Source organism: Bradyrhizobium sp. 33ap4 (assembly GCF_032654765.1).
Taxonomy (GTDB): domain Bacteria; phylum Pseudomonadota; class Alphaproteobacteria; order Rhizobiales; family Xanthobacteraceae; genus Bradyrhizobium; species Bradyrhizobium australafricanum.
This window is the reverse complement of sequence record NZ_JAUMTJ010000022.1, coordinates 100,146-125,818: the sequence shown is the minus strand read 5'-3', so window position 1 is coordinate 125,818 and position 25,673 is coordinate 100,146. Positions and strand designations below refer to the sequence as shown.

Annotated in this window: 26 protein-coding genes and 1 other RNA gene; 9 read left to right on the top strand and 18 right to left on the bottom strand. The window is 65.2% G+C overall.

Going from position 1 to position 25,673, the window contains the following annotated elements; translation table 11 throughout:
* Nucleotides 1–257 precede the first annotated feature (257 nt).
* Nucleotides 258–1,535 carry an RNA polymerase sigma factor gene (locus Q2M23_RS18940; RefSeq protein WP_316396498.1) on the bottom strand — a complete coding sequence of 426 codons (1,278 nt, stop codon included), beginning with the start codon at nt 1,533–1,535 and terminating at the stop codon, nt 258–260.
* A complete protein-coding gene (locus Q2M23_RS18935) occupies nt 1,532–1,900 on the bottom strand; it encodes a YciI family protein (RefSeq protein WP_028332829.1) in 369 nt (122 codons plus the stop codon). Before Q2M23_RS18935 ends, Q2M23_RS18940 begins: the two co-directional genes overlap by 4 nt.
* On the opposite strand from Q2M23_RS18935, the gene Q2M23_RS18930 reads away from it, so the two are divergent.
* On the top strand, nt 1,887–2,099 hold the full coding sequence (locus tag Q2M23_RS18930) for a hypothetical protein (protein WP_168859038.1): 213 nt from the start codon (nt 1,887–1,889) through the stop codon (nt 2,097–2,099). The two genes, Q2M23_RS18935 and Q2M23_RS18930, sit on opposite strands and share 14 nt — an antisense overlap.
* Before the next feature lie 354 nt (nt 2,100–2,453).
* Nucleotides 2,454–3,419 carry a 2-hydroxyacid dehydrogenase gene (locus Q2M23_RS18925; protein WP_168859037.1) on the top strand — a complete coding sequence of 322 codons (966 nt, stop codon included), beginning with the start codon at nt 2,454–2,456 and terminating at the stop codon, nt 3,417–3,419.
* Between the two features lie 108 nt (nt 3,420–3,527).
* On the opposite strand, the gene Q2M23_RS18920 is transcribed toward Q2M23_RS18925, so the two are convergent.
* Entirely contained in the window at nt 3,528–4,178 is a 651-nt protein-coding gene (locus Q2M23_RS18920; protein ID WP_316396496.1) for a dihydrofolate reductase family protein, read from the bottom strand.
* 90 nt (nt 4,179–4,268) lie between these two features.
* Complete coding sequence (locus tag Q2M23_RS18915; protein WP_316396495.1) at nt 4,269–4,928, bottom strand: TetR/AcrR family transcriptional regulator; 660 nt, start codon at nt 4,926–4,928, stop codon at nt 4,269–4,271.
* Between the two features lie 93 nt (nt 4,929–5,021).
* Between Q2M23_RS18915 and Q2M23_RS18910 the strand changes: the two genes are divergently transcribed.
* Complete coding sequence (locus tag Q2M23_RS18910; RefSeq protein WP_316396493.1) at nt 5,022–5,666, top strand: glutathione binding-like protein; 645 nt, start codon at nt 5,022–5,024, stop codon at nt 5,664–5,666.
* Between the two features lie 185 nt (nt 5,667–5,851).
* On the opposite strand, the gene Q2M23_RS18905 is transcribed toward Q2M23_RS18910, so the two are convergent.
* From Q2M23_RS18905 to Q2M23_RS18865, 9 genes are all read right to left on the bottom strand, one after another.
* Entirely contained in the window at nt 5,852–6,136 is a 285-nt protein-coding gene (locus Q2M23_RS18905; RefSeq protein WP_229190975.1) for a hypothetical protein, read from the bottom strand.
* A gap of 401 nt (nt 6,137–6,537) precedes the next feature.
* Nucleotides 6,538–7,005 (bottom strand): DUF1348 family protein, encoded by a 468-nt coding sequence (locus Q2M23_RS18900; protein WP_057016209.1) that lies wholly within the window; start codon nt 7,003–7,005, stop codon nt 6,538–6,540.
* Between the two features lie 181 nt (nt 7,006–7,186).
* Nucleotides 7,187–7,636: a tol-pal system-associated acyl-CoA thioesterase gene (gene ybgC / locus Q2M23_RS18895; RefSeq protein ID WP_028332822.1), complete on the bottom strand. Its 450-nt coding sequence runs from the start codon at nt 7,634–7,636 to the stop codon at nt 7,187–7,189.
* 100 nt (nt 7,637–7,736) lie between these two features.
* Entirely contained in the window at nt 7,737–8,354 is a 618-nt protein-coding gene (locus Q2M23_RS18890) for a hypothetical protein (protein WP_076825032.1), read from the bottom strand.
* Nucleotides 8,355–8,543: 189 nt separating this feature from the next.
* Nucleotides 8,544–9,461 carry a metallophosphoesterase gene (locus Q2M23_RS18885; protein WP_316396490.1) on the bottom strand — a complete coding sequence of 306 codons (918 nt, stop codon included), beginning with the start codon at nt 9,459–9,461 and terminating at the stop codon, nt 8,544–8,546.
* A 235-nt stretch (nt 9,462–9,696) separates the two neighbouring features.
* Complete coding sequence (ruvB, locus tag Q2M23_RS18880; RefSeq protein ID WP_316396488.1) at nt 9,697–10,746, bottom strand: Holliday junction branch migration DNA helicase RuvB; 1,050 nt, start codon at nt 10,744–10,746, stop codon at nt 9,697–9,699.
* A gap of 193 nt (nt 10,747–10,939) precedes the next feature.
* Nucleotides 10,940–11,557, bottom strand: coding sequence for a Holliday junction branch migration protein RuvA (gene ruvA, locus Q2M23_RS18875; protein WP_106321298.1), 618 nt, complete (start codon nt 11,555–11,557; stop codon nt 10,940–10,942).
* Entirely contained in the window at nt 11,554–12,081 is a 528-nt protein-coding gene (ruvC, locus tag Q2M23_RS18870; RefSeq protein ID WP_028343970.1) for a crossover junction endodeoxyribonuclease RuvC, read from the bottom strand. The genes ruvA and ruvC overlap by 4 nt, the downstream gene beginning before the upstream one ends.
* 216 nt (nt 12,082–12,297) lie before the next feature.
* Nucleotides 12,298–13,044, bottom strand: coding sequence for a YebC/PmpR family DNA-binding transcriptional regulator (locus tag Q2M23_RS18865; protein WP_016842553.1), 747 nt, complete (start codon nt 13,042–13,044; stop codon nt 12,298–12,300).
* 213 nt (nt 13,045–13,257) lie between these two features.
* Between Q2M23_RS18865 and Q2M23_RS18860 the strand changes: the two genes are divergently transcribed.
* Nucleotides 13,258–15,024: a methyl-accepting chemotaxis protein gene (locus tag Q2M23_RS18860; protein ID WP_316396485.1), complete on the top strand. Its 1,767-nt coding sequence runs from the start codon at nt 13,258–13,260 to the stop codon at nt 15,022–15,024.
* Between the two features lie 127 nt (nt 15,025–15,151).
* Entirely contained in the window at nt 15,152–16,576 is a 1,425-nt protein-coding gene (locus Q2M23_RS18855; RefSeq protein WP_316396484.1) for a methyl-accepting chemotaxis protein, read from the top strand.
* Between the two features lie 94 nt (nt 16,577–16,670).
* Here Q2M23_RS18855 and Q2M23_RS18850 read toward each other — a convergent pair whose 3' ends face one another.
* The 5 genes from Q2M23_RS18850 to Q2M23_RS18830 form a co-directional block, all read right to left on the bottom strand.
* Nucleotides 16,671–17,498, bottom strand: a complete 828-nt coding sequence (locus tag Q2M23_RS18850; RefSeq protein WP_253624978.1) for a TIGR00282 family metallophosphoesterase — start codon at nt 17,496–17,498, stop codon at nt 16,671–16,673.
* Nucleotides 17,499–17,500: 2 nt separating this feature from the next.
* Nucleotides 17,501–18,079 (bottom strand): 5-formyltetrahydrofolate cyclo-ligase, encoded by a 579-nt coding sequence (locus tag Q2M23_RS18845; protein WP_057016202.1) that lies wholly within the window; start codon nt 18,077–18,079, stop codon nt 17,501–17,503.
* Between the two features lie 171 nt (nt 18,080–18,250).
* Nucleotides 18,251–18,411, bottom strand: a non-coding RNA gene (gene ssrS / locus Q2M23_RS18840) — 6S RNA.
* Nucleotides 18,412–18,681: 270 nt separating this feature from the next.
* Nucleotides 18,682–19,065 (bottom strand): cell division protein ZapA, encoded by a 384-nt coding sequence (locus Q2M23_RS18835; RefSeq protein ID WP_028332812.1) that lies wholly within the window; start codon nt 19,063–19,065, stop codon nt 18,682–18,684.
* Entirely contained in the window at nt 19,062–19,382 is a 321-nt protein-coding gene (locus Q2M23_RS18830) for a DUF4164 domain-containing protein (RefSeq protein ID WP_018269681.1), read from the bottom strand. The genes Q2M23_RS18835 and Q2M23_RS18830 overlap by 4 nt, the downstream gene beginning before the upstream one ends.
* A 332-nt stretch (nt 19,383–19,714) precedes the next feature.
* Here Q2M23_RS18830 and tkt point away from each other — a divergent pair, with 332 nt between their 5' ends.
* The 4 genes from tkt (at nt 19,715) to fba (ending at nt 25,440) form a co-directional block, all read left to right on the top strand.
* Nucleotides 19,715–21,697 (top strand): transketolase, encoded by a 1,983-nt coding sequence (gene tkt, locus Q2M23_RS18825; RefSeq protein WP_229190966.1) that lies wholly within the window; start codon nt 19,715–19,717, stop codon nt 21,695–21,697.
* A 160-nt stretch (nt 21,698–21,857) separates the two neighbouring features.
* Nucleotides 21,858–22,865, top strand: coding sequence for a type I glyceraldehyde-3-phosphate dehydrogenase (gene gap / locus Q2M23_RS18820; RefSeq protein WP_016842563.1), 1,008 nt, complete (start codon nt 21,858–21,860; stop codon nt 22,863–22,865).
* 179 nt (nt 22,866–23,044) lie between these two features.
* On the top strand, nt 23,045–24,241 hold the full coding sequence (locus tag Q2M23_RS18815; protein ID WP_057016200.1) for a phosphoglycerate kinase: 1,197 nt from the start codon (nt 23,045–23,047) through the stop codon (nt 24,239–24,241).
* A 131-nt stretch (nt 24,242–24,372) separates the two neighbouring features.
* Nucleotides 24,373–25,440: a class II fructose-bisphosphate aldolase gene (gene fba, locus Q2M23_RS18810; RefSeq protein WP_168859026.1), complete on the top strand. Its 1,068-nt coding sequence runs from the start codon at nt 24,373–24,375 to the stop codon at nt 25,438–25,440.
* Nucleotides 25,441–25,673 lie beyond the last annotated feature (233 nt).

Genomic DNA, 25,673 nt, shown 5'->3' with positions numbered 1-25,673 from the left:
ACCCCATGCAAAGTAGCCGGCGGCGGCCGGCGTTCGACCGGGCTGCTGACCGGGCTGCTTGACACGTCGGGCAACCCAGGGATATATTTCCAATATTCCGAAATCGCGCAGACGCACGCTCGCCCCCCCGGGGGCATACGGCATTCGCGCGCTTCTGTACGCGATGTTTCCCTGTCGTCATGACCGCCAGCCATATGCGATAGCCCTGCGCTTGCGGGGGAGGTGCAGCGAGTATGCCGGTGCGCTGTTGCTGACCGCTACTTCGCCTTCGCGTTGTGCGGCTGGCTGTCGCGCATCAGGCGGTCGATATGCATGCGGATGTGGGCGGCTTCGGCTGTGGTGTTGGCGAGCGCGATGGCGCGGTCGAAGGCGATGCGGGCGTCCTCGTTGCGGCCGAGCTGCATCAGGAAGGCGCCGCGGACGCCGAAATAGTGGAAGTAGTTGGCAAGCCGCGGCGCCAAGGGCTCGATCATCTCGAGCGCGGCTTCCGGCCCCTTTACCTTGGAGACCGCAACGGCGCGGTTGAGCGTGATCACCGGCGACGGCTGCATGACCTCGAGCGCGCCGTACAGCAGATCGATCTGGGTCCAGTCGGTATCCTCGGGCTTTTCCGCACGGGCGTGCAGCGCTGCGATCGCCGCCTGCACCTGATACGGCCCGCTGCGGCGGTGGCGCATCGCCTTGTCGATCAGCGCGAGGCCCTCGGCAATCTGCTTCTGATTCCACAGGCTGCGGTCCTGGTCGTCGAGCAGGATCACCTGGCCATCGGCATCGAAGCGCGCCTCGGCGCGGGCATGCTGCAGCAACAACAGCGCCGTCAGCCCCATGATCTCCGGCTCGCTCTGGAACAGCCGCAGCAGCAGGCGGGCGAGACGAATCGCCTCCTCGCACAGTGGCGCGCGGATTTCGGCGGTGTCGCCGCTCGCCGAATAGCCCTCGTTGAAGATCAGATAGATCATCGCCGCGACCGAGGCGAGCCGCTCGCTGCGCTCGACCGCACCCGGCGTCTCGAACGGTACGTTGGCATCGGCGACGCGCGCCTTGGCCCGCGTGATGCGCTGCTCCATCGCGGCTTCCGAGACCAGGAAGGCGCGCGCGATCTGCTTCACCGTGAGACCTGAGACGATGCGCAGCGCGAGCGCGATCTGCTGCGTCGCCGGCAGATCCTTGTGACAGCAGATGAACAGCAGCCGCAGGATGTCGTCGCGGTAATGCGAGCCGTCGAGCCGCTCGGCGATCTCGTCCTCGGCGTCGTCGAGGTCGGAGATCGCCTGGTCGTCGTCGGGCAGCGGCTGCTGCTTCTTGTTGCGGCGGACCTCGTCGATCGCGACGTTGCGGCCGACCATGATCAGCCACGCCGCGGGATCGCGCGGCGGGCCGTTCTGCGGCCAGCTCTTGAGCGCCCGCAGGCAGGCGTTCTGGAACGCCTCCTCGGCGGTGTCGAGATTGCGGAAGTAGCGCAGCAGGGCGCCGACCGCCTGGGGACGCGCGGACGTCAACGCAGCATCGATCCAGGCGGTGTCGGTCACGCTCACGCCTTGGTACCTCCCTGATTGAAGTAGCCGACCGGGCGGATCTCATAGGTGCCGCCGGGATTGGCCTCGCCGAGGTCGCGCGCGATGTCGAGCACCTCGTCGAGGTTCTTGCCCTCGACCAGATAGAAGCCGAGCAGTTGTTCCTTGGTTTCGGCGAACGGGCCGTCCAGCACCAGCGGCGGGTTTTCCTTGCGCAGCGTGGTGGCCGCGGTGGTCGGCAACAGCCGCGCCACCGGGCCGAGCTTGCCCTGCTTGGCGAGCTTGTCCTGCACGACGGACAGTTTCTGCATGACGGAGGCGTCGTGTTCCTTGCTCCAGGAGCCGACCATGTCTTCGTCATGATAGCAGAGGATGGCGTACAGCATCGAAAAGGCATCTCCGTTCATTGCAAGAACGAACGATTATGCCCGCTGCCGACAGGGGGCGCGAAAGAAATTTAGGTTCCGGATGCCGACGGTGGATTTTGATCGGGACTTCATGGCGAGCTTCGACGGACAGGACGTTTGTCGCGGCGACGGCGCGTCAGGCCGTCGCCGCGGCGATGAACGTGCGGTTACCAATTGACGCCGTCGCGGGCGGCGATCCAGCGTGCCTTGGCTCCATCGCTCTCGCGATGGCGGACGTGGCTCCTCGTCAACGGACGGGATCGCCTGCCGCCGCGGAGACTCCCCGGGTTGCGCCTGGGCCTGCGATGGGGCCGGCTGGGCCTCGCTCTGCGTTGGAGCAACGGCCGGTCGAGCCTGAGCCGGCGTGCCGGCGTTTGCGAGCACGGGCGTGAATCGCGGCGACGGCGGAGCGGATGAAAGCCGACACCAGGATCAGTTTGCGCATGGAAGTTCTCCCCTGTTGATGGCAGGAGATGAGAGCGGGCCGGACCCGCTTTGTGACATACATCACATAGACGTTGGAGGTATCGGGATGGGTAAGGGCGCGCTCGCGCTGCTGATCAATGGCGGCTCGGAAAACTGGTCGTCGGCGCGCTGGAAGGCGCGGTTCGACGCGATCTGCCCGGACCGCCGCGTGGTGCTGCTGCCGGATGGCGCGCTCGATCCCGCCGAGGTGCACTATGCGGCGGTGTGGAAGCCGAAGCCGGGCGAGCTCGCGGTATTCAAGAACCTGCGCGTCATCTTCAATCTCGGCGCAGGGGTCGACGCGCTGATGGCCGATCGCTCGCTGCCCGACGTGCCGCTGGTGCGGGTTTCGGTCTCCGATCTCACCGACCGCATGACCGAATATGTCGTGCTGCACGTTCTGATGCATCACCGCCAGGAGCTCTATTTGCGCGAGTCGCAGCGGGTGAAGCGCTGGGCGCCGGACTATCAGTGGGCGGCGAGCGCGATCACCGTCGGCATCATGGGGCTCGGCACGCTCGGCGCCGCCGCGGCGAAGGCACTGCGCGCGCTCGGCTTCCGCGTCGTCGGCTGGAGCCGCAGCGAGAAGCGGATCGACGGCATCGCCTGCTATCACGGCGCGGACGGGCTCGACGCGTTCCTGCGCGCGACCAACATCCTGGTCTGCCTGCTGCCGCTGACGCCGGACACAAGGCATGTGCTGAACCGCGATGCGTTCGCGAAGCTGAACCGCGAGAGCCCGCTCGGCGCGCCCGTCATCATCAATGCCGGCCGCGGCGGCCTGCAGAACGAGGCCGACATCCTGCGCGCGCTCGATGACGGCACGCTGGGCGCCGCCTCGCTCGACGTCTTCGAGACCGAGCCGCTGCCCGAGGCGAGCCCGTTCTGGAGCCATCCGAAGGTGGTGCTGACGCCGCACAACGCCGCCGACACCGACGCCGACGAGATCTCGAAATATGTCGCGCAGCAGATCGCGCGCTTCGAGGCCGGCGGCGCGCTGGAAAACCTCGTCGATCGCAAGCGGGGGTATTAGCGCCGCCGCCCATCCCGGCAACGAGTTCGGCGAGCCGGTCGGAGGCGAGCTCGACGCTCTTCTCGATGCCGGAATTGAGGTGACGCTGCTGACGCAGGCGTGAGCGGTTTAGGATTTGCGCGCGAAGGTGACGTGGGTCGCGTGCGGGCTCGCGACATGCGCGACGACGGCATAGCCGAGGGCGGGCAGATCGATGCCCGCGAACAAACTCTCGCCGGCGCCGAGCACGACCGGCGGCAGCACCAGCTGCAGCTCGTCGAGCAGACGCGCCTGCAGGAATTGACGCACCACCGAGACGCCGCCGCCGACGCGGATATCCTTGTCACCGGCAACCGCGCGCGCCCGCTTGAGCGCCGCGAGCATGCCGTCGGTCACGAAATGGAACGTGGTGCCGCCTTCCATCTCGATGTCGGGCCGCGCGTGATGGGTCAGCACGAACACCGGCGTGTGGTACGGCGGATTGTCGCCCCACCAGCCTTTCCAGGCATGATCCGGCCATGGTCCGCGGATCGGGCCGAACATGTTGCGGCCCATGATCCAGGCGCCGATCCCCTCCATCGACTTGCGTGCGATCTCGTCGTCGAGACCGGTGGTGCCGCCGTCCTGGCCGGTCATCGCGCGAAAGGTTCGCGTCTCGAAGAACCACGCGGCAGGCAGCGCCAGGCCGCCGACGCCGAACGGATGTTCGAGGCTCTGATTCAGCGCCGCGCCAAATCCGTCGATCGAGACCGTGAATACTGAAGTCCTGACTTTTCCCATGATGTTCCGCTTCCGTGAGTGGGGGGACCTTACGGAAGACGGGCGGGAAAGCCAGCGGTCGACATTTGCCCGGCAAGAAAATTTGCGCGGCTATTTCGCGCCGCACAGCACGTCGATGGCGCCCTTCACGATCGCCTCGAGCTCCTTGCGCGGCACGCGGGCACGGGCGCGGATCGCGATGGTGTGGATGGTGGCGGAGGCCAGATGCGCAAGCGACGCCGGATCGGTCCCCTCAGGCAGTTCCCCGCGCTCCTTGGCGTGGCGGAAGCAGATGCCGAACGCCTTGTCGAGCTCGGTCAGGCCCTCGACCACCATGGTGCGGATGTCCGGATCCGACACCGCCTCGGACGCCGCCGTCATCACCGTGAAGCAACCGCGCGGGCCGGACTCGCCGGACAGATAGATGTCGAGCGCGATGCGATAGATGCGCTCGAGCCGCTCGCGCAGCGGCGCGTCGGCGCGGAAGATATCGACCATCGCGGCGCGCGCATCATCGCGATAGCGCTGGTAGCTCTTGATGTAGAGCTCGCGCTTGTCGCCGAACGCGCCATAGAGGCTCGGCCGGTTCATGCCGGTCGCAGCGCTCAGATCATCGAGCGAGGTCGCGGCGAAGCCGTCGCGCCGGAACAGATCGAGCGCCTTGCCGAGCGCGACATCGGGCTCATACGCGCGCGGCCGCCCGCGGCGCTTCGGCGCAACCGGCCCCGCGATTTTGGCAGCAGTTGGCGGCCTCTTACTTTTTTGTACCATTTCGCATTTAATTCCTTGACGCGACCAATATTATCCAAGACAGTACAAAAATCAACAACGGCCGGACCCCCGCGCCAGACCCTGGAGGCACCCATGGACCTTTATTTCTCGCCCCTCGCCTGCTCGATGGCGACCCGCGTCGCGCTCTATGAAGCGGGCCAGCCGGCCAACTATCTCGAGGTCGATCCGAAGACCAAGGCAGTGCGCAACGACGGCTCCGACTTCAGCAAGGTTAACCCGCTCGGCCTGGTGCCGACGCTGCGCACCGACGACGGCGTCGTGCTGACCGAGAACGCCGCGATCCTGCAATATGTCGCCGACCAGTTTCCGCGCGCCGGCATCGGCACCGCGTCGAACGCCGAGCGTTCAAAGCTGCATCAATGGCTGTGCTTCATCGGCACCGAGCTGCACAAGGGCCTGTTCCTGCCGCTGCTCGACAAGAAGGCGCCGCCGGAAGCCAAGACCTATGCGCTGGAGAAGTACGTCTCGCGGCTCGACTATCTCGAGGACCACCTGAAGGGCCGCGACTACCTGCTCGATCATTTCAGCGTCGCCGACGCCTATCTCGTCACCGTGATCAACTGGACCATGGCAACGCCGCCGATCGAGCTCGCGAAATGGCCGGCGCTGAAGGCCTATTACGAGCGCCTGCGCGCCCGTCCCTCGGTCGCGAAGGCGATCGCGGAGGAGTTCGAACTCTACAAGGCCGAGATCGCGCGGCATAAGGCTGCGGCGTAGGGTTTCTTACGACGGAGGCACTGTCTTCTCTCCCTCTCCCCGTTCTTACGGGGAGAGGGTTGGGGTGAGGGGCTGCTTCCGCGAGTTGCGAATGCGGTGAGACCTATACCCCCTCACCCGGATCGCATCTTGCGATGCGATCCGACCTCTCCCCGCAAGCGGGGCGAGGTGAAGGGGTGCCGCGGTCAGCATCCTCGGCAAATCGAAAGCTTGCGCTTATCCAGCTCCCCGGCTGCAGGCTTCCCCTTCCCGCCGGGAGGGGACGGCATCTCTAGAAACACCGGCATGAAGTATTTCCATTCATCGTAGTATTCGGCCGGCAAGGAATATGGCTGGCATAGCGTGATCGCTTGCAGCGCGCTCTTGCGATAGGCTTGGGAGTAGTCTGACACGGCCGGACTGTTCTGCGACGACACCGACGGTTGCTCCGCCAGCGAGCCCTCGCGCGTCAGCCTGATCTCGAGAACCAACTTTATGTTCGCTGCCTCGTCCCCAACGGGGGCAGGTTTACGTCAACACTTGGTGACCTGAGAGCGAAACAGCGGCCCCCATTTTGCGGAATGGTCTGCGCTGCTCTGCGCAGCCGCGGGCTGGGCAAGGATGAGAGCAGTCGCGAGCAAGAGGCCTGCCAGCACTACGGCTGTAGAACGTTCAATTGGCATGTAATGGATCCGGCGGACGCGGTGAGGTTACAATCGCCGACCAGCATAAATCAGCCCTCTTCGAGACGCGCAAACGTTTTCGATGAGTCCCCACAACGACCCGTAGCCCCGGATGGAGCGCAGCGCGATCCGGGATCGACCGCACAACAGGAGAGATCGTCCCGGATCTCGCTTCGCTCCATCCGGGCTACAAGGCTACGGAGAGCCGATCAGAACGGCTCCTGCCCCAGGCCCGGCACGTCGGCCGGACGCGGGCCCGGGGCGGGCCAATGGAAGCGGCGGTCCTTCTCCGAGATCGCGATGTCGTTGATCGAGGCCTCGCGGCGGCGCATCAGGCCGTGCTCGTCGAACTCCCACTGCTCGTTGCCGTAGGAGCGAAACCAGTTGCCGCCGGCATCGTGCCATTCGTACTGGAAGCGGACTGCGATGCGGTTGCCGTCGAACGCCCAGAGATCCTTGATCAGGCGATACTCCTGCTCCTTTTCCCATTTGCGGGTCAGGAAGGCCACGATCGCTTCGCGGCCCTGAAACACCTCGGAGCGGTTACGCCAGCGGCTGTCCTCGGTATAGGCGCCGGCAACCCGAACCGGGTCGCGCGAATTCCAGGCGTCCTCCGCCATGCGCGCTTTCTGCGCGGCGGTCTCGCGGGTGAAGGGTGGTAGCGGCGGGCGTGACATTGGCGATCCCTCGTTGTTTACAGCGCAATCTAGCGCTGCGTCCCAAAGAGTCGATGGGGCGTTTCCTATCGCCCGATAGTTGGAGCCTATTCCGTTCCGATTGTATCGGAACGGGGCTCCGGATTCGTGTTTTGACGCGTTTTCTTCACGCGAACCGGTACCCACTTCGCTCGAAAACGCTCTAAGCCAGATCGGCCTTCATCAGCGCGCGAATAGCCTTCGGAATCGGCTGCGCGCGGCCGCCGCTGATGAAGGCGACGCGGACCTCGGCCTTCACAAGCACGTCATCGCCGCGCCGGACTTCCTGAGCGAGCATGATGGAGGCGCCCTTCACCGCGATCGGCCAGGTCACGACGTCGAGCACGTCGTCCATCCGCGCCGGCTTGAGGAAGTCGAGCGTCATCGAGCGCACGACAAAGGCGAAGCCGCCGGTCTCCTCCTGCGCTTCATCGAACAGCGCCTGCTGCTCGGCGCCCATCAGGCGGAGATGATTGGTGCGGCCGCGCTCCATGAAGCGCAGGTAATTGGCGTGATAGACGATGCCGGAAAAATCGGTGTCTTCGTAATAGACGCGGACCTGCATATGGTGGCGGCCGTCGCGGATCTGGCCGTCGAGAATGGGTGAGGTCATTTGCAGCCCCCGATTGCGCAAGACTTTGGTTCGTATTGCGCAAAATCGCCGGCCGACGCAAGCACGGTCGGGAAATCTTGGGATCGGCTGGCGATCTGGATCAGGCGACCTTCTGGAATACCTTGTTTCTGACGACCTCTTGGTACCGATGATCTGTTCTGACCAGGTCGTCAACGATCATCTTGACTTGAAAAGCGTCGATCTGCTCATCGGTATATTGATCGCCGATTGCCGGAATTTTCGTCGGATCGAGTGACGATCCCCTCAGACGCCATTCATAGTCGTCGAAATCCATGTAACCGCCAACCTTGAGCAGTTTGTCGCACAAGAAGTAGTTCAAAGCGTCGACTGCGACCGTGTGCGCGCCGTCGAGAAAGCAATAATCATAGATCGGAGCGCCCTCATACTGCCTGATCAGCTTCATGAGAGACCAGTTGTAGGAATCGTTGAACTTCTGGGTGTTGCCGAAATATGAGATCTTGTTGGGGTAGGCGCTGAGCTTTGTCTCCGCGCGCTGGACCGCATCGTTGAAATCGAAAAGATGCAGCTCACACTCGGGAAACAGCTGGCAGACGTTTCTTGCGGTATCCGCCATGTAGATTCCAAATTCGGCGTAACGGAACGGCTGCTCCCGGCCGAAAACGGTTTTCATGAACTCGTAGGTGCCTGTCGTCCCCTGAACGCCGACGACGAGCTTCTTGGGATACCAATCCTGCATTTTGCGCAATCCCTCCCGCTACCTTAGGGTGAAGGGTACCGCCCACAGAAATATGCGGCAACTTACCATCCTTCATCGCGGCCATGTCGAAAGGCGCCACTCCGGAACCGGAACGGATACAGCAGTTACTTTCGACGGAACCGCCGTCGGCCCGCATCCGATGCGCAGCTCTCGCCCACGCAAGCGCGCTCAGGACACCATTGGCCCCTTTGCGCCGAGCGTGACCTGCACGATCTCGGGCGGCACGCCGAGGCGGAACGGCATGATGCTGCAGCCGAGGCCGCCGGAGACGACGACGTCGCATTTCAGCTTGATATGGCCATAGGCGAGCCGCATGCCGTGCTTCACCGGCACCGCCGGCGACCAGCCGAGCAACCTGACCTGCCCACCATGGGTGTGGCCGGACAGCTGCAACGCGACGCGCGAGGGCACCCGGAGCGCGACGTCGGGCTCATGCGCGAGCAGGATCACCGGCGCGTCGTCTGTGACCTTGGCAAGCGTCGCGTTGAGATCGTCGACGCCGATGCGTGTGACCTGGCGATAGGGCCGCGCCGCCATGAAGGCGAGCTGGTCGCCGAGACCGGCGAGCCAGAACGGACGGCCGTCCTTGGCGAGCCGCACCGCGTCGTTCTCGTAGACCGGAATCCCCGCCCATTCCAGCGCGCGGCGCGCCAGCGGGATGCCGCGCCCCAGGCGCTGTACCGCCTTGTCTTCCCAGTAGTCGTGGTTGCCGAGCACGGCGTGTACGCCGAGCGGCGCCTTCAGGCCCTTCAGCACCGCGGCCCAGTCGGAGGCCGGAATGAAGCGGGTGACGTGGCGCAGCCCGGCGACATAGTCGCCGAGCAGCACGATGATGTCGGGGTTCAGACCGTTCGTCCGCTCGACGATCTCAGCGATGCGATCGAGCGACATCCAGGGATCGCAGGCGTGGATGTCGGCGAGCGCGGCGATCTTGAGCGGAAAATCCGCCGGCCATTGCCGCGGCGACAGATCGTAGCGCGTGAGCGCGAGGCGAACGACCGGCTCGCTCAAGCCATAGGCCGCGGTCGAAGCGCTGGCGGCGGTCAACCCGCCGAACCCGCGCAGAAAATGACGACGTGAAATCATGGACGTGTGATCGGTGATGCCTGGCGCTTGTCGAAAACGCTCTGAGTGATCATAGGCCCTTTGATTGGAGCGAAATTGGGCCGCGTTTGTGCAGACGGCCTGCAGAGATGACGCAATGGTTAGCGCGCAAGGTTACCGGCAAGTGCGATGCGCCGCATCAACACGTCTCTTCACGACTTCGGGAGCGGAGGCCTTTGAGCATGAAGAACCGCCTCGCGCTCTTCCGGATCATGCGTCAATCCTCGTCGCCATTGCCGCCGAACAGGCCGAACTGCGAGGGGTCGCGGTTCGGCTCGGCGAGGCCGAGATGGCGGAAGGCGTGCGAGGTCAGGAGCCGGCCACGCGGAGTACGCTGCAGATAGCCGCACTGGATCAGATAGGGCTCGATGATGTCCTCGATCGCATCGCGCGGCTCCGACAGCGCCGCCGCCATGGTCTCGACGCCGACCGGCCCGCCGCCATAGTTCAACGCGATGGTGGTGAGATAGCGCCGGTCCATCGCGTCTAACCCGACGCTGTCCACCTCGAGCGCGCTCAACGCCCGGTCAGCGATGCCGCGGTCGACGGAATCGGCATCGGCGGCCGAGGCAAAGTCGCGCACCCGGCGCAACAGGCGGCCGGCGATGCGCGGCGTGCCGCGGGCGCGGCGCGCGATCTCGTTGGCGCCGTCGGCCGTCATGCCGATGTTGAGCACGCGGGCACCGCGGGTGACGATCTTCTCGAGCTCTTCCTCGGTGTAGAAGTTGAGCCGGATCGGAATGCCGAAGCGGTCGCGCAACGGATTGGTGAGCAGGCCTGCGCGCGTCGTCGCGCCGACCAGCGTGAACTTCGACAATTCGATCTTGACCGAGCGCGCCGCCGGACCCTCGCCGATGATCAGGTCGAGCTGGAAATCCTCCATCGCGGGATAGAGCACTTCCTCGACCGCTGGGCTGAGGCGATGGATCTCGTCGATGAACAGCACGTCGCGTTCTTCGAGATTGGTCAGCAGCGCCGCGAGATCGCCGGCCTTCGCAATGACAGGGCCGGAGGTGGCACGAAAGCCAACGCCGAGCTCACGCGCGACGATCTGCGCCAGCGTGGTCTTGCCGAGGCCGGGGGGACCGACGAACAGCACGTGATCGAGCGCCTCGCCGCGTTTCTTCGCAGCCTCGATGAAGATCGAGAGATTCTTGCGCGCCTGGGCCTGACCGACGAACTCCGTCAGCGACTGCGGCCGCAGCGCGGTGTCACCGACATCGTCGGAGCGGCGTTCAGGCGAGACCATGCGCGAGGGCGTATTCATGATGCGAGACTAACACGAGATTGTTCTCCCTCTCCCGGCTCTTGCGGGGAGAGGGTTGGGGTGAGGGGCTGCTTCCGCGAGCGCAATGTGTGTCGAGACCTGTACCCCCTCACCCGGATCGCATCTGCGATGCGATCCGACCTCTCCCCGCAAGCGGGGCGAGGTGAAGAACAGAGGCGCTCCAATCCACTGATCACTTCGACAGTTCCTTCAACCCCAGCCGGATCAGCTGCGCGGTCTCGGCCTTCTCACCGGCGCTGCGCGAGGCGGCGGCGATGGCGGCGGCGGCCTGCGGCTGGCCGTAGCCGAGATTGACCAGCGCCGAGATCGCGTCGGTGACAGGACGTGGCGCGCGGTTGTTGTCGATCGCGCCTGACAGTTGCACCACCGCGGGATCGACATCGGCAAAGCCTGGCGCCTTGTCCTTCAATTCGCTGACGATGCGCTCGGCGACCTTCGGCCCGACTCCCGGCGTCCGCGCCACCGCCGCCTTGTCGCGCAGCGCGATGGCGTTGGCGAGATCGGTCGGCGGCAGCGTGCCGAGCACCGCGAGCGCGACCTTGGCGCCGACCCCCTGCACGGTCTGCAGCAGGCGAAACCATTCGCGCTCGTGATCGCTGCGAAAGCCGAACAGTTTGATCTGATCCTCGCGGACATAGGTCTCGATCGAGAGCACGGCGGCGCCGCCTGGCGACGGCAACGCCTGCAACGTGCGGCCCGCGCAGTGCACCTGATAGCCGACGCCGCCGACGTCGAGAATCACGTAATCCTCGCCATAGGAATCGATCAGGCCCTTCAGCTTGCCGATCATAGGCTCGCCACCCTGAGCCGCAGCGCGGTGCTCTGGCGGTGATGGGCGTGGGTGATCGCGACCGCGAGCGCGTCCGCGGCGTCGGCGGACGGCGGCTCGGCTTTCGGCAGCAGGATCTTCAGCATCACCTGGATCTGGTTCTTCTCGGCATGTCCGGCGCCGACCACGGTCTTCTTGACCTGGTTCGGCGCGTATTCGGCGACCGAGATACCGAACATTGCGGGCGCCAGCATGGCGACGCCGCGCGCCTGGCCGAGCTTCAGGGTGGCAACGCCGTCCTTGTTGACGAAGGTCTGCTCGACCGCCGCCTCCGCAGGCTTGTAATCGCCGAGCACGGCGGCCAGCCCCTCATGGATTGCAAGCAGCCGGCTCGCCAGCGGCAGATCGTCCGGCGGCTCGACCGAACCGCAGGCGATATAGACGAGACGATTGCCTTCGGTCTCGATCACCCCCCAGCCGGTGCGGCGGAGACCCGGATCGATACCGATGATGCGGACGGGAGAGCGAATCGGCTGGGATGTCATGGGCTAGTGATACCGCCTGCGCCGGGAGAACGAAACACAAACGGAGCCTCATCCCCTGCCGCGGTCGTCGTACTCGACCCACTTGTCATCCCCGCCTAGTGCGCAATTGCGCACGGGAGCGGGGGATCCAGTACGCCGCGGCTTCTCGGATCAAATGCATGTCTCTGGAATGCTGGGTCGCCCGGTCCAGCCGGGCGACGACAGCAGTGCAAGCGACTAGCCGCCCATCTTCGCGATCAGCGCGTCGGACACCTCGAAATTGGCGAACACGTTCTGGACGTCGTCGTGCTCGTTGAGCAGGTCCATCAGCTTCAGCAGCTTTTCGCCGGTCTCGTCGTCGACCGCGACGGTGTTCTGCGGCTTCCAGGTCAGCGCCGCCTTGCGCGGCTCGCCGAACTTCGCTTCCAGCGCTTTTGCGACTTCGCGGAAGGTGTCCTGCGAGGCGTAGACCTCGTGGCCGCCTTCGCTGGAGACCACGTCGTCGGCGCCGGCCTCGATCGCGGCGTCCAGCATGGCGTCGTCGGAGGCGACCTTGGCGTCGTATTCGATGATGCCGGTGCGGTCGAACATAAAGGCGACCGAGCCGGTTTCGCCGAGATTGCCGCCCGACTTGGTGAAGAAGGAGCGGATATCGGAAGCGGCGCGGTTGCGGTTGTCGGTCAGCGCCTCGACGATGACTGCGACGCCGCCGGGGCCATAGCCCTCGTAGCGGATCTCGTCATAGTTCTCGCCTTCATTGCCGGCGGCCTTCTTGATGGCACGGTCGATATTGTCCTTGGGCATGTTCTCGGCGCGGGCCGCGACCACGGCGGCGCGCAGCCGCGGATTCATCGCCGGGTCCGGGGTGCCGAGCTTGGCCGCCACGGTGATTTCGCGGGCCAGCTTGCCGAAAAGCTTCGACTTCTGGGCATCCTGCCGGCCTTTGCGGTGCATGATGTTCTTGAATTGGGAATGGCCGGCCATGCGACGTCTCTTCGGAGCTTAGGGTCTGAACAGGGATGGAAAACGCGGCCTTATAGGCCCCTCACGGTCAAAATCAAAGGATCGGCGGGGCCCTCCGGCAGAGCAATACTACCGCAAGCCGGAATATGAGGCACTTGTTAACCATGACTTCATGCCCGGGTGCGAGGATCGCCCCGTCCCGCCGCAACTTTCCACAGCCCCCAAAGAGCCCACATGGCGTTCGGTTTGTTTCGAAAGCAAGTGCCGGAGCCGGCTGCGCCGGCCGTCGCGCCGCAGGTTCCAACCGCGGCCGCAACCCTTGAGGTCTCGACCGAGACTGATTCGGCCAAGGATTCCTCCAAGGAGATCCTGGAATTGCTGGAACTCGAGCTCGGCGCGATGATCCGCCAGCTCGAACGCGCCGCGAGCTCGGTCGCCGACGGCGCCGAGGCGACGGCAGCCAAGCTCGCCACGATCCGCACCCGCACCGACGCGCTGACCGGCCGCAGCAGCGATGCGCAGAGCACCGCGACGACGTTCTCGCAAGCCGCCGACCGCTTCACCCACTCCGCCGAGGGCATCGGGGCACAGGTGCGCAGCGCGAGCCAGCTCGCCGACGACGCCGCGGCCGCGGCGCGCGAGGCCACCGCCAATGTCGATCGCCTGCGCGAATCCTCGGCCGCGATCGGCAACGTCGTCAATCTGATCGCACAGATCGCGCGGCAGACCACGCTGCTCGCGCTGAACTCGACGATCGAGGCGGCGCGCGCCGGTGCCGCCGGCAAGGGCTTTGCGGTGGTCGCAACCGAGGTCAAGGCGCTGGCGGTGCAGACCCAGAGCGCGACCGAGGAGATCACCCGCAAGATCGAGGCGTTGCAGAAGGATGCCACCGGATCGGCGGACGCGGTGCACCGCATCTCCCAGGCGATCGAAAAGATCCGCCCGGTGTTCGAGAACGTCAACGGCGCGGTTGCCGAGCAGAATGAAATCACCGGCGAGATGGGCCAGAACGCCGCCTCCGCCTCGCACTTCATCGTCTCGGTCGGCACCAGCGCCGGCGAGATCGACAGTGCAACGCGCGAAGCCGCCGCGCATGGCGACAATGTCGCCAGGGCCGGCAAGGCGGTGACCGCCTTCGCCCAGAAGCTGAAAGCGCGCTGCGCGGTGCTGCTGCGCCAGGACGAGCGCGGCGATCCGCGCAAGAACGAGCGCCTGCCCTGCAGCCTCAAGATCGAGATCACGACCGCGCGCGGCATCATCACCGCGCCGGTCTACGAGATCGCGATGGACGGCATTTTGATCGGCGGCGCCGATGCCGGGAAGCTGCCGGTGCAGGAGACCCTGAACGCGACATTGCAGGAGATCGGCGCGTGCCGGATCCGGGTCGGCGAGCGCTCCAAGGCAGGCAGCCAGGCCCGCTTCGAGGCGGCAACCGCCGAGCTGCGCGAAAAAATCGAAGACCGGATGTGGGCGATCCACGAGGAGAACGCCGAGCTCGTCACCCGCGCGATCGAAGCCGGCAGCACGCTGGGCAAGATGTTCGAGAACGGGCTGGCGAGCGGCGCGATTACGATCGCCGACATGTTCGACACCGACTATGTCGAGATCGCAGGCACCAACCCGGTGCAGTACCGCACCAAAATGCTGGACTGGGCGGAGCGCACGCTGCCGGCGTTCCAAGAGGCGTTCCTCGCCAGGGACAAGCGGATGGCATTCTGCGTGATGATCGACCAGAACGGCTATCTGCCCGTCCACAACAAGCTCTACTCGCAGCCGCAGCGGCCGGGCGACGTGGCTTACAACACCGCCAACAGCCGCAACCGCCGCATCTTCAACGACGCCGCGGGCCTCGCCGCCGGCCGCAACCAGCGCGCCTATCTGATCCAGACCTATGCGCGCGACATGGGAGGCGGCAACACGGTGATGATGCGCGAGATCGACGTACCGATCCGCGTGCGCGGCCGGCACTGGGGCGGGTTCCGCACCGCCTACAAGCTTTGAACGCTTCGTAGCGACAAAAGGCCCGAGTGCGCGCTCAGGCAAGACCGGCAGCGCGAATCACGCTTTAGGGTTGGAATGGGGAATGCTGCGGCGGCCGACGGGCCGCTGTAACGGAGGAAGCGTCGACATGTCGGCCGCGCAGCTTGCAGTTCTGGATACGTCATCGGACCGAACGCTGGCCGAGCGGCTGGTGGACCAGCTCGCCGACCGCATCGGCGGCCTGGGGGTGGAACTCGCCGACATCGCCGGCAACGTCCAGGAGGTCGCGAACCGCGTCAGCAGCCAGTCCGAGCGCTTCCATCATTTGCAGACGACGGCCGAGACGATGGTCGCCGCCAATCACGACATCGCCAACGCATCGCAGGCGGTGCAAACGACCGCATCCGCCGCGGTCGGCCAGATCGCGGAGTCGCGCCATGTGGTCGAGACGGCGGTCAGCCATATCGCGGAGCTCGTCGCGGCGGTCGGACGGATCGAGGCGCGGCTCGCCGCGGTCGGCTCCGCGCTGAGCCAGGTCGCCAAGGTTTCCGGTTCGATCGAGGCGATCGCCAAGCAGACCAATCTGCTGGCGCTCAACGCCACCATCGAGGCGGCGCGCGCCGGCAATGCGGGCCGCGGCTTTGCGGTGGTCGCGAGCGAGGTCAAGAACCTTGCGGAAGCAACCCGCCAGGCGACGCATCAGATTTCCGATACCGTGCGCGATCTCGACGGCCAGATCGGCAGCCTGATCGGCGAGAGCAGCGATGCCTCGTTGCGCGCCAAGAGCGCCGGCGAAGGCGCCCAGCAGATTTCGGCCATCATCATGCGCGTGCAGGAAGGCTTCTCATCCGTCGGCGCCGAGATCGGCAGCGTGGCGCGCGCCGCGACCTCCAATCTCGGCCATTGCGACAGCGTGATCGCGGAGCTGAACGAGCTGGCGAAGGGCGTCGATCTCTCCTCGCGCGACCTCAAGCACGCCGACAGCCGCGTCGCGAAACTGCTCGAACTCTCCGAGAGCCTGATCGTGACCATCGCCGACAGCGGCGTGCAGACCAGCGACACGCCGCTGATCCGCGTCGTGATCGACACCGCAAGGCAGATCTCGGAGCTGTTCGAGAATGCCGTGGCGCGCGGCGAGATCACGCTCGCGCAATTGATGGACGAGAATTATCGCGAGATCGCCGGCACCAATCCGAAGCAGTACCTGACCGACTACGTCGCGTTTACCGACCGCGTGCTGCCCGCGATCCAGGATCCGATCCAGAAGAGCGATCCGCGCATCGTGTTCTGCGTCGCCTGGGCGCGCAGCGGCTATCTGCCGACCCACAATCCGAACTACCGGCAGCCGCAGGGGCCGGACCCGGTGTGGAACAACGCCAATTGCCGCAACCGCCGCCTGTTCAACGATCGCGCGGTGAGCAAGGTCGCAGCCAACAAAAAACCGTTCCTGCTGCAGACCTATCGCCGCGACATGGGCGGCGGCAATTTCGTGCTGATGAAGGACCTGTCATCGCCGATCGTCGTGAACGGCCGCCACTGGGGCGCATTCCGGATGGGTTTTCGGCAGTCGTAGTTCGTAGCCCGGATGCAGCGAAGCGCAATCCGGATCAATGCGACCGCGGAGAGATTCCCGGATTTCGTTTCGCTTCATCCGGGCTACGGCAACCTCACTTCACCCAAAACCCCGGCACCGCAGGCTCGAGCCGCCCGCCGGCGCGCACCGGCGCGACCTTCACCGCGAGCCCGGTCGCATCGTCGGTCTCGACCGCGATGCCGCTCAGTGTTGCCACGCCGCCCGCCGGCTCGAAACGGCCGGAGGGAATGCCGGTGAGGAAGCGCTGCAGCGGCTCCTCCTTCTGCATGCCGATCACCGAGTCATAGTCGCCGGTCATGCCGGCATCGCTCATATAGGCGGTGCCGCCCGGCAGCACCTGATGATCGGCGGTCGGCACGTGGGTATGGGTACCGACCACGAGGCTGACGCGGCCGTCGCAGAAGAAGCCGACGCCCTGCTTCTCGCTGGTCGCCTCGGCATGGAAATCGAGCACGATGGCATCACAGCCCTCGCGCAGCGGGCAGGCCTCGAGCTCGCGCTCGATGGCGCTGAACGGATCATTCGAGGACGGCTCCATGAAGACGCGGCCGATCGCGTTGAGGACCAGCGCGCGCTTGCCGCTCTTGGTATCGACCAGCGTGGCGCCGCGGCCGGGCGAATGGCGCGGAAAATTCAGCGGGCGGATCAGGCGCGGCGCGCGCTCGATGAAGACCAGCGCCTCCTTCTGATTCCAGGCGTGGTTGCCGAGCGTGATCGCATCGGCGCCGGCGTCGAGCAGCTCCTGATAGATCGCCTCGGTGATGCCGAAGCCGCCGGCGGAATTCTCGCCATTGACGACCACGAGATCGAGCGACCAGTCCCTGATCATGCCGGGAAGGTGGTCGGCGATGGCGGTGCGGCCGGTCCTGCCGACGACGTCACCAACGAAGAGAATTCGCAAGGCTAGCTACTCCGGAAATCGAACGTCTTGCGCTCCGTTAGCACAAAATCGAGCGGGACGTCGTGCGACAGCGCCGGAATCGCCTTGGTTTCCTGTGCAGCAAAGGCAAGTCCGACCCCGATCACATGCTTGGCCTTGCGCAGATGCGCGAAGGTATAGTCGTAATAACCGGCGCCGTAGCCGATGCGGTGACCGAGCTTGTCGAATGCCGCGAGCGGCACCAGCATCACGTCCGGATGCACCTCGGCGGCGGCCGGCGACGGCTCGGGAATGCCGAGCGGCCCGAGCATCAGCCGGTCCTGCGGCGACCAGCTGCGGAAGGTCAGCGACTGGCCGCGCGCATTGATGCAGGGCAGCGCGAGCCGCGCGCCCCTGTCGGCAAGCTTCTTCATCAACGGCGCCGGATCGAGCTCGCTGCGGATCGGCGCATAGCCCGAGACGATCATGCCCGGCGCGATCTCGAACGGCGCGCCGCGCTTGGCGAGTGCTTCGGCAGCCGTCGCGCGCTGCTCGTCGCTCAGCGCATCGCGCTTGGCGAGAGCAAGTGCCCGGAGCTCGGCCTTCGATGGAGATGCGTGCATGATCCATCTTCCGCTGTCGTCGTCCGCGACAACGGACGATCCATCATCCCAGAGACGCTAGCTTTCGTTAAGGCCAGGCCGCGGCGCACTGGACGCCCCGTATCGCGGGGCACAACACTGCTAGACAATTCAACCGCCGCAGCGCGACGACAAGGCAACAGCAAAAATCAGTGCGAAGCCGCAGAGGCCGTTGGAGCGCTCGATCCCGGAGTTCCCTACGAAAGTAGGTGGGCACCATATGTCCGGGTCCACGGACCCGGCCAGGGACAGTTCCCTAAAGGATCGATAAGGCCCCGGGGATATATGGCTCCTGACGCACGACGCAGCTTCGCGGGGGCTAATCTAGCCATCGTTGCCCCAATCCGCCAGCGGTAAGGAAGACGCAGCCGAGACTCATGCACTTCTCTCCACCCTCCCCTGGAGGGGGAGGGTCGGTACGCATGAAGCGTAGCGGAATGCGAACCGGGGTGGGGTGATCTCTCAACGCGGGCGCTACACGTGTGGAAAGACCGTCACCCCACCTCGCCGCTCATTTCATGAGCGTCGATCCTCCCCCTCCAGGGGAGGATAAGATCACCCGATGCCGGAAAATAAAATATAGATCACCCGATCGCGATGCCGCCGCCGATGGTGCGGTTGAGCACCTGCGTGGTGCGCTCGATCCGCTCCGCGGCGGCGTTGAGCGCGTTGGAGACCGCGGTCTGGGTCGCGCGGGCGCGGTCGATGGCGGCAACGCGCGCGTTGCGCAGCTGCTCGACCTCTTCCTCGAGGCTGCGGATGCGTGCGCTGGCGTCAACCAGTTCGTCGCAGGCGGTGAGCGCCGCCATCACCGTCAGCCGCGCATCGCCGATTTCGCCGAACTTGCCGCGCAGCGATTCCACGCGCTGCTGGAGATTTTCCGCGAGCTTCAGGAGCCGCACCTCCTGGCCCTCCTCGCAGGCCATCCGGTATTGCCGGCCATTGATGGTGACGTTGATGTGGCTCATCTGCTGTCTCCGCCGTCGAGCACGGCGCGAATGCTGCCGATTGCCGCGTCGAGTTTTTCCGCGATCTCGCGATTGGCGCGCTCGAGCTTGCGCGTCTTCACCAGCGATCCGTCGAGTTCGTCGGCAAGCCTGGAGCGATCGGCGCCGAGCGCCTGGATGCGGCTCGCCAATTCGTTCTCGTCGCGGTCGGCCTCGCGGCGCCGCTCCACCGAGCTCTCCAGCGCATCAAGCGCAGCCATCAGCCGCTTTGTCGCAGCATCGATATCGGCAAGCGGTGCCTCGGTATTGCCAGACCCGTTGGCGAGACGATCACTCATGACACGCGGCGTGGACCTTTCAAGTCGGTTGGCTTGGTAGCCTGCGGAAGACAGGCCTGCCGCACGGCAAAACAGGCGGTTCGGCAAGCGTTTACGGGACGAAATTTACGTGGCAAGCGAGCCCAGCGCAACGGCGGCGGAGAACTATGCACCGTTGAATGAAATAGGCGATTTCGGGCAACTTTTCCCCGTTTTGAGGCGTTCCATCGCCTTGGACTTGCGGAATTGAGGTGCTAATCCACCCCCAACCCGTAAGGCCATCCACGCGCGTATCGCGGCTGCCCGCCCGATGCGTCCAGCATCAGCTCCTCATTTTAGGCGGACTTTTCATCATGACGCAGGTCGATCACACCCGTATGGCCAATGCGATCCGTGGCCTTGCCATGGACGCCGTCGAAAAGGCGAATTCCGGCCATCCCGGCCTGCCGATGGGCGCCGCCGACATCGCGACCGTCCTGTTCACGAAATTCCTGAAATTCGATGCGGCCGACACGGCGTGGCCCGATCGCGACCGCTTCGTGCTCTCGGCCGGCCATGGCTCGATGCTGCTCTATTCGTTGCTGTACCTCACCGGCAACAAGGACATGACGCTCGACCAGCTCAAGCATTTCCGCCAGCTCGGATCGCTTACACCGGGACACCCCGAGAACTTCCACACCAAGGGCATCGAGACCACCACCGGTCCGCTCGGCCAGGGCATCGCGACCGCGGTCGGCATGGCGCTCGCCGAGAAGATGCTGGCCGCCGAGTTCGGCAAGAAGATCGTCAACCACCACACCTATGTGCTTGCCTCCGACGGCGACCTGATGGAGGGCATCTCGCAGGAAGCGATCGCGCTCGCCGGTGTCTGGCGGCTCAACAAGATGATCGTGCTGTACGACGACAACGGCATCTCGATCGACGGCCCGACCTCGATCTCCGATTCCGTCGATCAGGTGAAGCGCTTCAAGTCCGCAGGTTGGGCCGCCGAATTGATCGACGGCCAGGATCCGCAGGCGATCGCCGCTGCAATCACCCGCGCGCAGAAATCCAACAAGCCCTCGATGATCGCCTGCAAGACCACGATCGGGTACGGCGCGCCGCACAAGGCCGGCACCGCCAAGGCGCATGGCGAAGCGCTCGGCGCCGACGAGCTCAAGGCGGCAAAGGAGAAGCTCGGCATCTCGCTCGAGCCGTTCTCGGTGCCCGACGACGTGCTGAACGCCTGGCGCGAGGCAGGCGCCCGCGGCGCCGCCGAGCACAAGGCGTGGGACGAGCAGTTCGCGCAGCTCGGCAGCCGCAAGCGCGCCGAGTTCGAACGCCGCATTCGCCACGAGCGGCCGCAGTCGCTCGCCAAGGGGCTGCGCGCCTTCAAGAAGGGGCTCCTGGAAAATCCGCTCAACGTCGCGACCCGCAAATCGTCGGAAGCCGCGATCGAGGTGATTGCGGCTGCGATGCCGATGGAATTCGTCGCCGGCTCCGCCGACCTCACCGGCTCCAACAACAACAAGGCGAAGTCGGCGACGGCGTTCGGCGCCAAGACGCCGAAGGGCCGCTTCATCCATTACGGCGTCCGCGAGCACGGCATGGCGGCATGCCTCAACGGCATCTTCCTGCATGGCGGCTTCGCGCCGAACGGCGCCACCTTCCTGGTGTTCACCGACTACGCGCGCGGCGCGATGCGGCTGTCGGCGCTGATGGGCACCGGCGTCGTCTATGTCATGACCCATGACTCGATCGGCCTCGGCGAAGACGGCCCGACGCACCAGCCGGTCGAGCATCTCTCCGCGCTCCGCGCGATGCCCAACATGCGCGTGTTCCGTCCCTGCGACGCGGTCGAGACCGCCGAGTGCTGGGAACTGGCGCTCAACCGCGTCGACGGACCGACGGTGCTGGCGCTGACTCGCCAGAACCTGCCGCAGCTCCGCACCACGGCGCCGAACGACAACCCGTGCAGCCACGGCGCCTATGAGCTGGTCGCGGCGCAGGGTGACGCAAAAGTGTCATTGTTCGCGTCGGGTTCCGAGGTCCAGATCGCGGTCGAGGCGCAGAAGCAGCTCGCCGGACGCGGCATCGCGACGCGGGTGGTCTCGGTCCCGTCGCTGGAATTGCTGCTGGCACAGCCCGCCGAACGGCAAAATGCCATTATCGGCAACGCCCCAGTCAAGATCGCGATCGAGGCCGCGGTGCGCTGGGGCTGGGATGCCGTGATCGGCCATGACGGCGAATTCATCGGCATGCACGGATTCGGCGCCAGCGCCCCGGCGAAGGACCTTTTCCCGCATTTCGGCATTACTGCTGAAGCCGTCGTTAACGCTGCCACGAAGCGCGTCTGACGCTGGCCTGACACCTGTCGGCCAAGGTTGAGCTTGTCGCAAAAAAGGATTACCTAAGCTCCATCTTTTCCGTACGCGCCCGGCCGAACCGGGCGTTCCGCCGTAAAAACCTCGTGGGAGCGCTCCCGCGGGGCTGACAACAGCATTAGAGGAGACGAGCATGGCAATCCGCGTCGCGATCAACGGGTTTGGGCGTATCGGCCGCAACATTCTGCGCGCCATCGCCGAGTCCGGCCGCAAGGACATCGAGGTGGTCGGCATCAACGACCTCGGCCCGGTCGAGACCAACGCACACCTGCTGCGCTTCGATTCCGTGCACGGCCGCTTCCCCGGCACCGTCACGGTCGACGGCGACACGATCAGCCTCGGCGACAACAAGATCAAGGTTTCGGCCGAGCGCGATCCCTCCAAGCTGCCGTGGAAGGCGCTCGGCGTCGACGTCGCGCTGGAATGCACCGGCATCTTCACCGCGAAGGACAAGGCCTCCGCGCACCTCACAGCCGGCGCCAAGCGCGTGCTGGTCTCGGCGCCCGCCGACGGTGCTGACGCCACCATCGTCTACGGCGTCAACCACGACACGCTGACCAAGGATCACCTGGTGATCTCGAACGGCTCCTGCACCACCAACTGCCTCGCGCCGGTCGCCAAGGTCCTGAACGACACCGTCGGCATCGAGACCGGCTTCATGACCACGATCCATGCCTATACCGGCGACCAGCCGACGCTCGACACCCTGCACAAGGATCTCTATCGCGGCCGCGCTGCGGCGATGTCGATGATCCCGACCTCGACCGGTGCCGCGAAGGCGATCGGCCTCGTGCTGCCCGAGCTGAAGGGCAAGCTCGACGGCGTCTCGGTCCGCGTTCCGACCCCGAACGTTTCCGTGATCGACCTCAAGATCGTCGCCAAGCGCGCAACCGACGTCAAGGAGATCAACGAGGCGATGAAGCGTGCGTCCGAGCAGCAGCTCAAGGGCATCCTCGGCTACACCAACGCGCCGAACGTCTCGATCGACTTCAACCACGATCCGCACTCGTCGACCTTCCACATGGACCAGACCAAGGTGCAGAACGGCAACTTCGTGCGCGTGATGTCCTGGTACGACAATGAGTGGGGCTTCTCGAACCGTATGGCGGACACCGCCGTCGCGATCGGCAAGCTGGTTTAAGTTCGACTGTTCGTGATGCCCGGCTCACCGCCGGGCATCTGCGTCTTTGCCGCTCCGTCATTCCGGGATGGTCCGCAGGACCAGACCCGGAATCTCGAGATTCCCCGATGCGCAATTGCGCATCTGAGGTTCGATGCTCCGCATCGCCCCGGAATGACCCCAGGAGTTCGACACCCCCCATGACAAAATCGTTCCGCACCCTCGACGACGTCAACGTGAAGGGCAAGCGCGTGCTGCTGCGCGTCGACCTCAACGTCCCCATGGAAAATGGCCGCGTCACCGACGCCACCCGGCTCGAGCGCGTGGCCCCCACCATCACCGAAATTTCCGACAAGGGCGGCAAGGTTATCCTGCTCGCTCATTTCGGCCGCCCCAAGGGACGCGATCCCAAGGAATCGCTGAAGCCGGTCGCCGAAGCGCTGTCGAAAGTGATCAAGCGCCCGGTCGGCTTCGCCGAGGACTGCATCGGCGAGCCTGCGGCCGCCGCTGTCGCGGCCCTCAAGGACGGCGACATCCTCTGCCTGGAAAACACCCGTTTCCATAAGGAAGAGGAGAAGAACGACGCCGGCTTCGTTGCAGAGCTCGCCAAGCTCGGCGACATCTGGGTCAACGACGCCTTCTCCGCCGCGCATCGCGCCCACGCCTCGACCGAAGGCCTCGGCCACAAGCTTCCCGCCTATGCCGGCCGCACCATGCAGGCCGAGCTCGACGCGCTCGGCAAGGCGCTGGAAGCGCCGACCAAGCCGGTGATCGCGATCATCGGCGGCGCCAAGGTCTCGACCAAGATCGACCTCCTGGAAAACCTCGTGAGCAAGGTCGACGCGCTGGTGATCGGCGGCGGCATGGCCAACACCTTCCTGCACGCGCAGGGCGTCGCCGTCGGCAAGTCGCTCGCCGAAAAGGATCTTGCCCCGACCGCGCTGCGGATCATGGAAAAGGCCAACGCCGCCAACTGCGCCATCATCCTCCCCGTCGACGCTGTCGTCGCCAACCAGTTTGCCGCCAACGCGCCGTCGCATGCCTATGGCCTCGATGCGATCCCGGCCGACGGCATGATCCTCGACGTCGGTCCGCAATCGATCGCGCGCATCCATGCCGCGATCGACGACGCGGCGACGCTGGTCTGGAACGGACCGCTCGGCGCCTTCGAGCTGACGCCGTTCGACCGCGGCACCGTGGTGTCGGCCAAGCATGCCGCCGAACGCACCAAGGCCAGGAAGCTGATCTCGGTCGCCGGCGGCGGCGACACCGTCGCGGCGCTGAACCAGGCGGGCGTGGGCGGCGATTTTTCCTACGTCTCGACCGCGGGCGGCGCGTTTCTTGAATGGATGGAAGGCAAGCCGCTGCCGGGCGTCGAAGTTCTGAAAAACCGTTGATCCAGAGCATGATCCGGAAAAGTGTGAAGCGGTTTTCCGAAGAGATCATGCTCAAACAAAGAGCAAAAGCGCGATGAAAATGAGCTCATCGCGCTTCACATCCACGAACTTGCACTACAGGGAGAAATGGAATGGCTCGCATAACGTTGCGGCAACTGCTCGACCACGCGGCCGAGCATGATTACGGCGTACCTGCCTTCAACATCAACAACATGGAACAGGCGCTGTCGATCATGGCGGCAGCCTCCGAGGTCGACGCGCCCGTCATCATCCAGGCTTCGCGCGGCGCGCGGTCCTACGCCAACGACGTCATGCTCAAGCACATGATGGACGCCGTCACCGAGATCTACCCGCAGATCCCGGTCTGCGTACATCTCGACCACGGCAACGAGCCCGCCACCTGCATGACCGCGATCCAGTCCGGCTTCACCTCGGTCATGATGGACGGCTCGCTGAAGGCCGACGGCAAGACCCCCGGCGACTGGGACTACAATGTCGGCGTCACCAAGACCGTGACCGGCATGGCCCATCTCGGCGGCATCTCGGTGGAAGGCGAGCTCGGCGTGCTCGGCTCGCTCGAGACCGGCATGGGCGACAAGGAAGACGGCCATGGCGCCGAGGGCAAGCTGTCGCACGACCAGCTGCTGACCAACCCGGACGAGGCCGTGAAGTTCGTCAAGGAAACCAAGGTTGACGCGCTGGCGATCGCGATGGGCACCTCGCACGGCGCCTACAAGTTCACCCGCAAGCCCGACGGCAACATCCTCGCCATGAACGTGATCGAGGAAATCCATCGCAAGCTGCCGAACACGCATCTGGTGATGCACGGCTCCTCGTCGGTACCGCAGGAGCTGCAGGAGATCATCAACGCCAATGGCGGCAAGATGAAGCCGACCTGGGGCGTGCCGGTCGCCGAGATCCAGCGCGGCATCAAGAACGGTGTGCGCAAGATCAACATCGACACCGACAACCGGATGGCGATGACCGGCCAGATCCGCAAGGTGCTGAAGGACAATCCGGAAGAGTTCGATCCGCGCAAGTACCTGAAGCCCGCGATGGAGGCGATGACCAAGCTGTGCAAGCAGCGCCTGCAGGAGTTCAACACCGCGGGCCAGGCCAGCAAGATCAAGAAGGTGCTGACTACGGCGGAAATGGCCAAGCGCTACGCCGCGGGCCAGCTCGACCCCAAGGTTGCCTGACGTATCTCTCCCTCTCCCCGCCCTTCGCGGGGAGAGGGTTGGGGTGAGGGGCTTCCACGAGCGGCGAATGCGGTTAGACCTGTACCCCCTCACCCGGATTGCATCTAGCGATGCGACATAGCCGAAGCTCGACTTCGGCGTTCTTTGCCGACGGCCGCCGAAGGCGGCCTATGCCTCTCCCCGCAAGCGGGGCGAGGTGAACAGAACAAGCCAAATCTACGCGCGATCTCAGC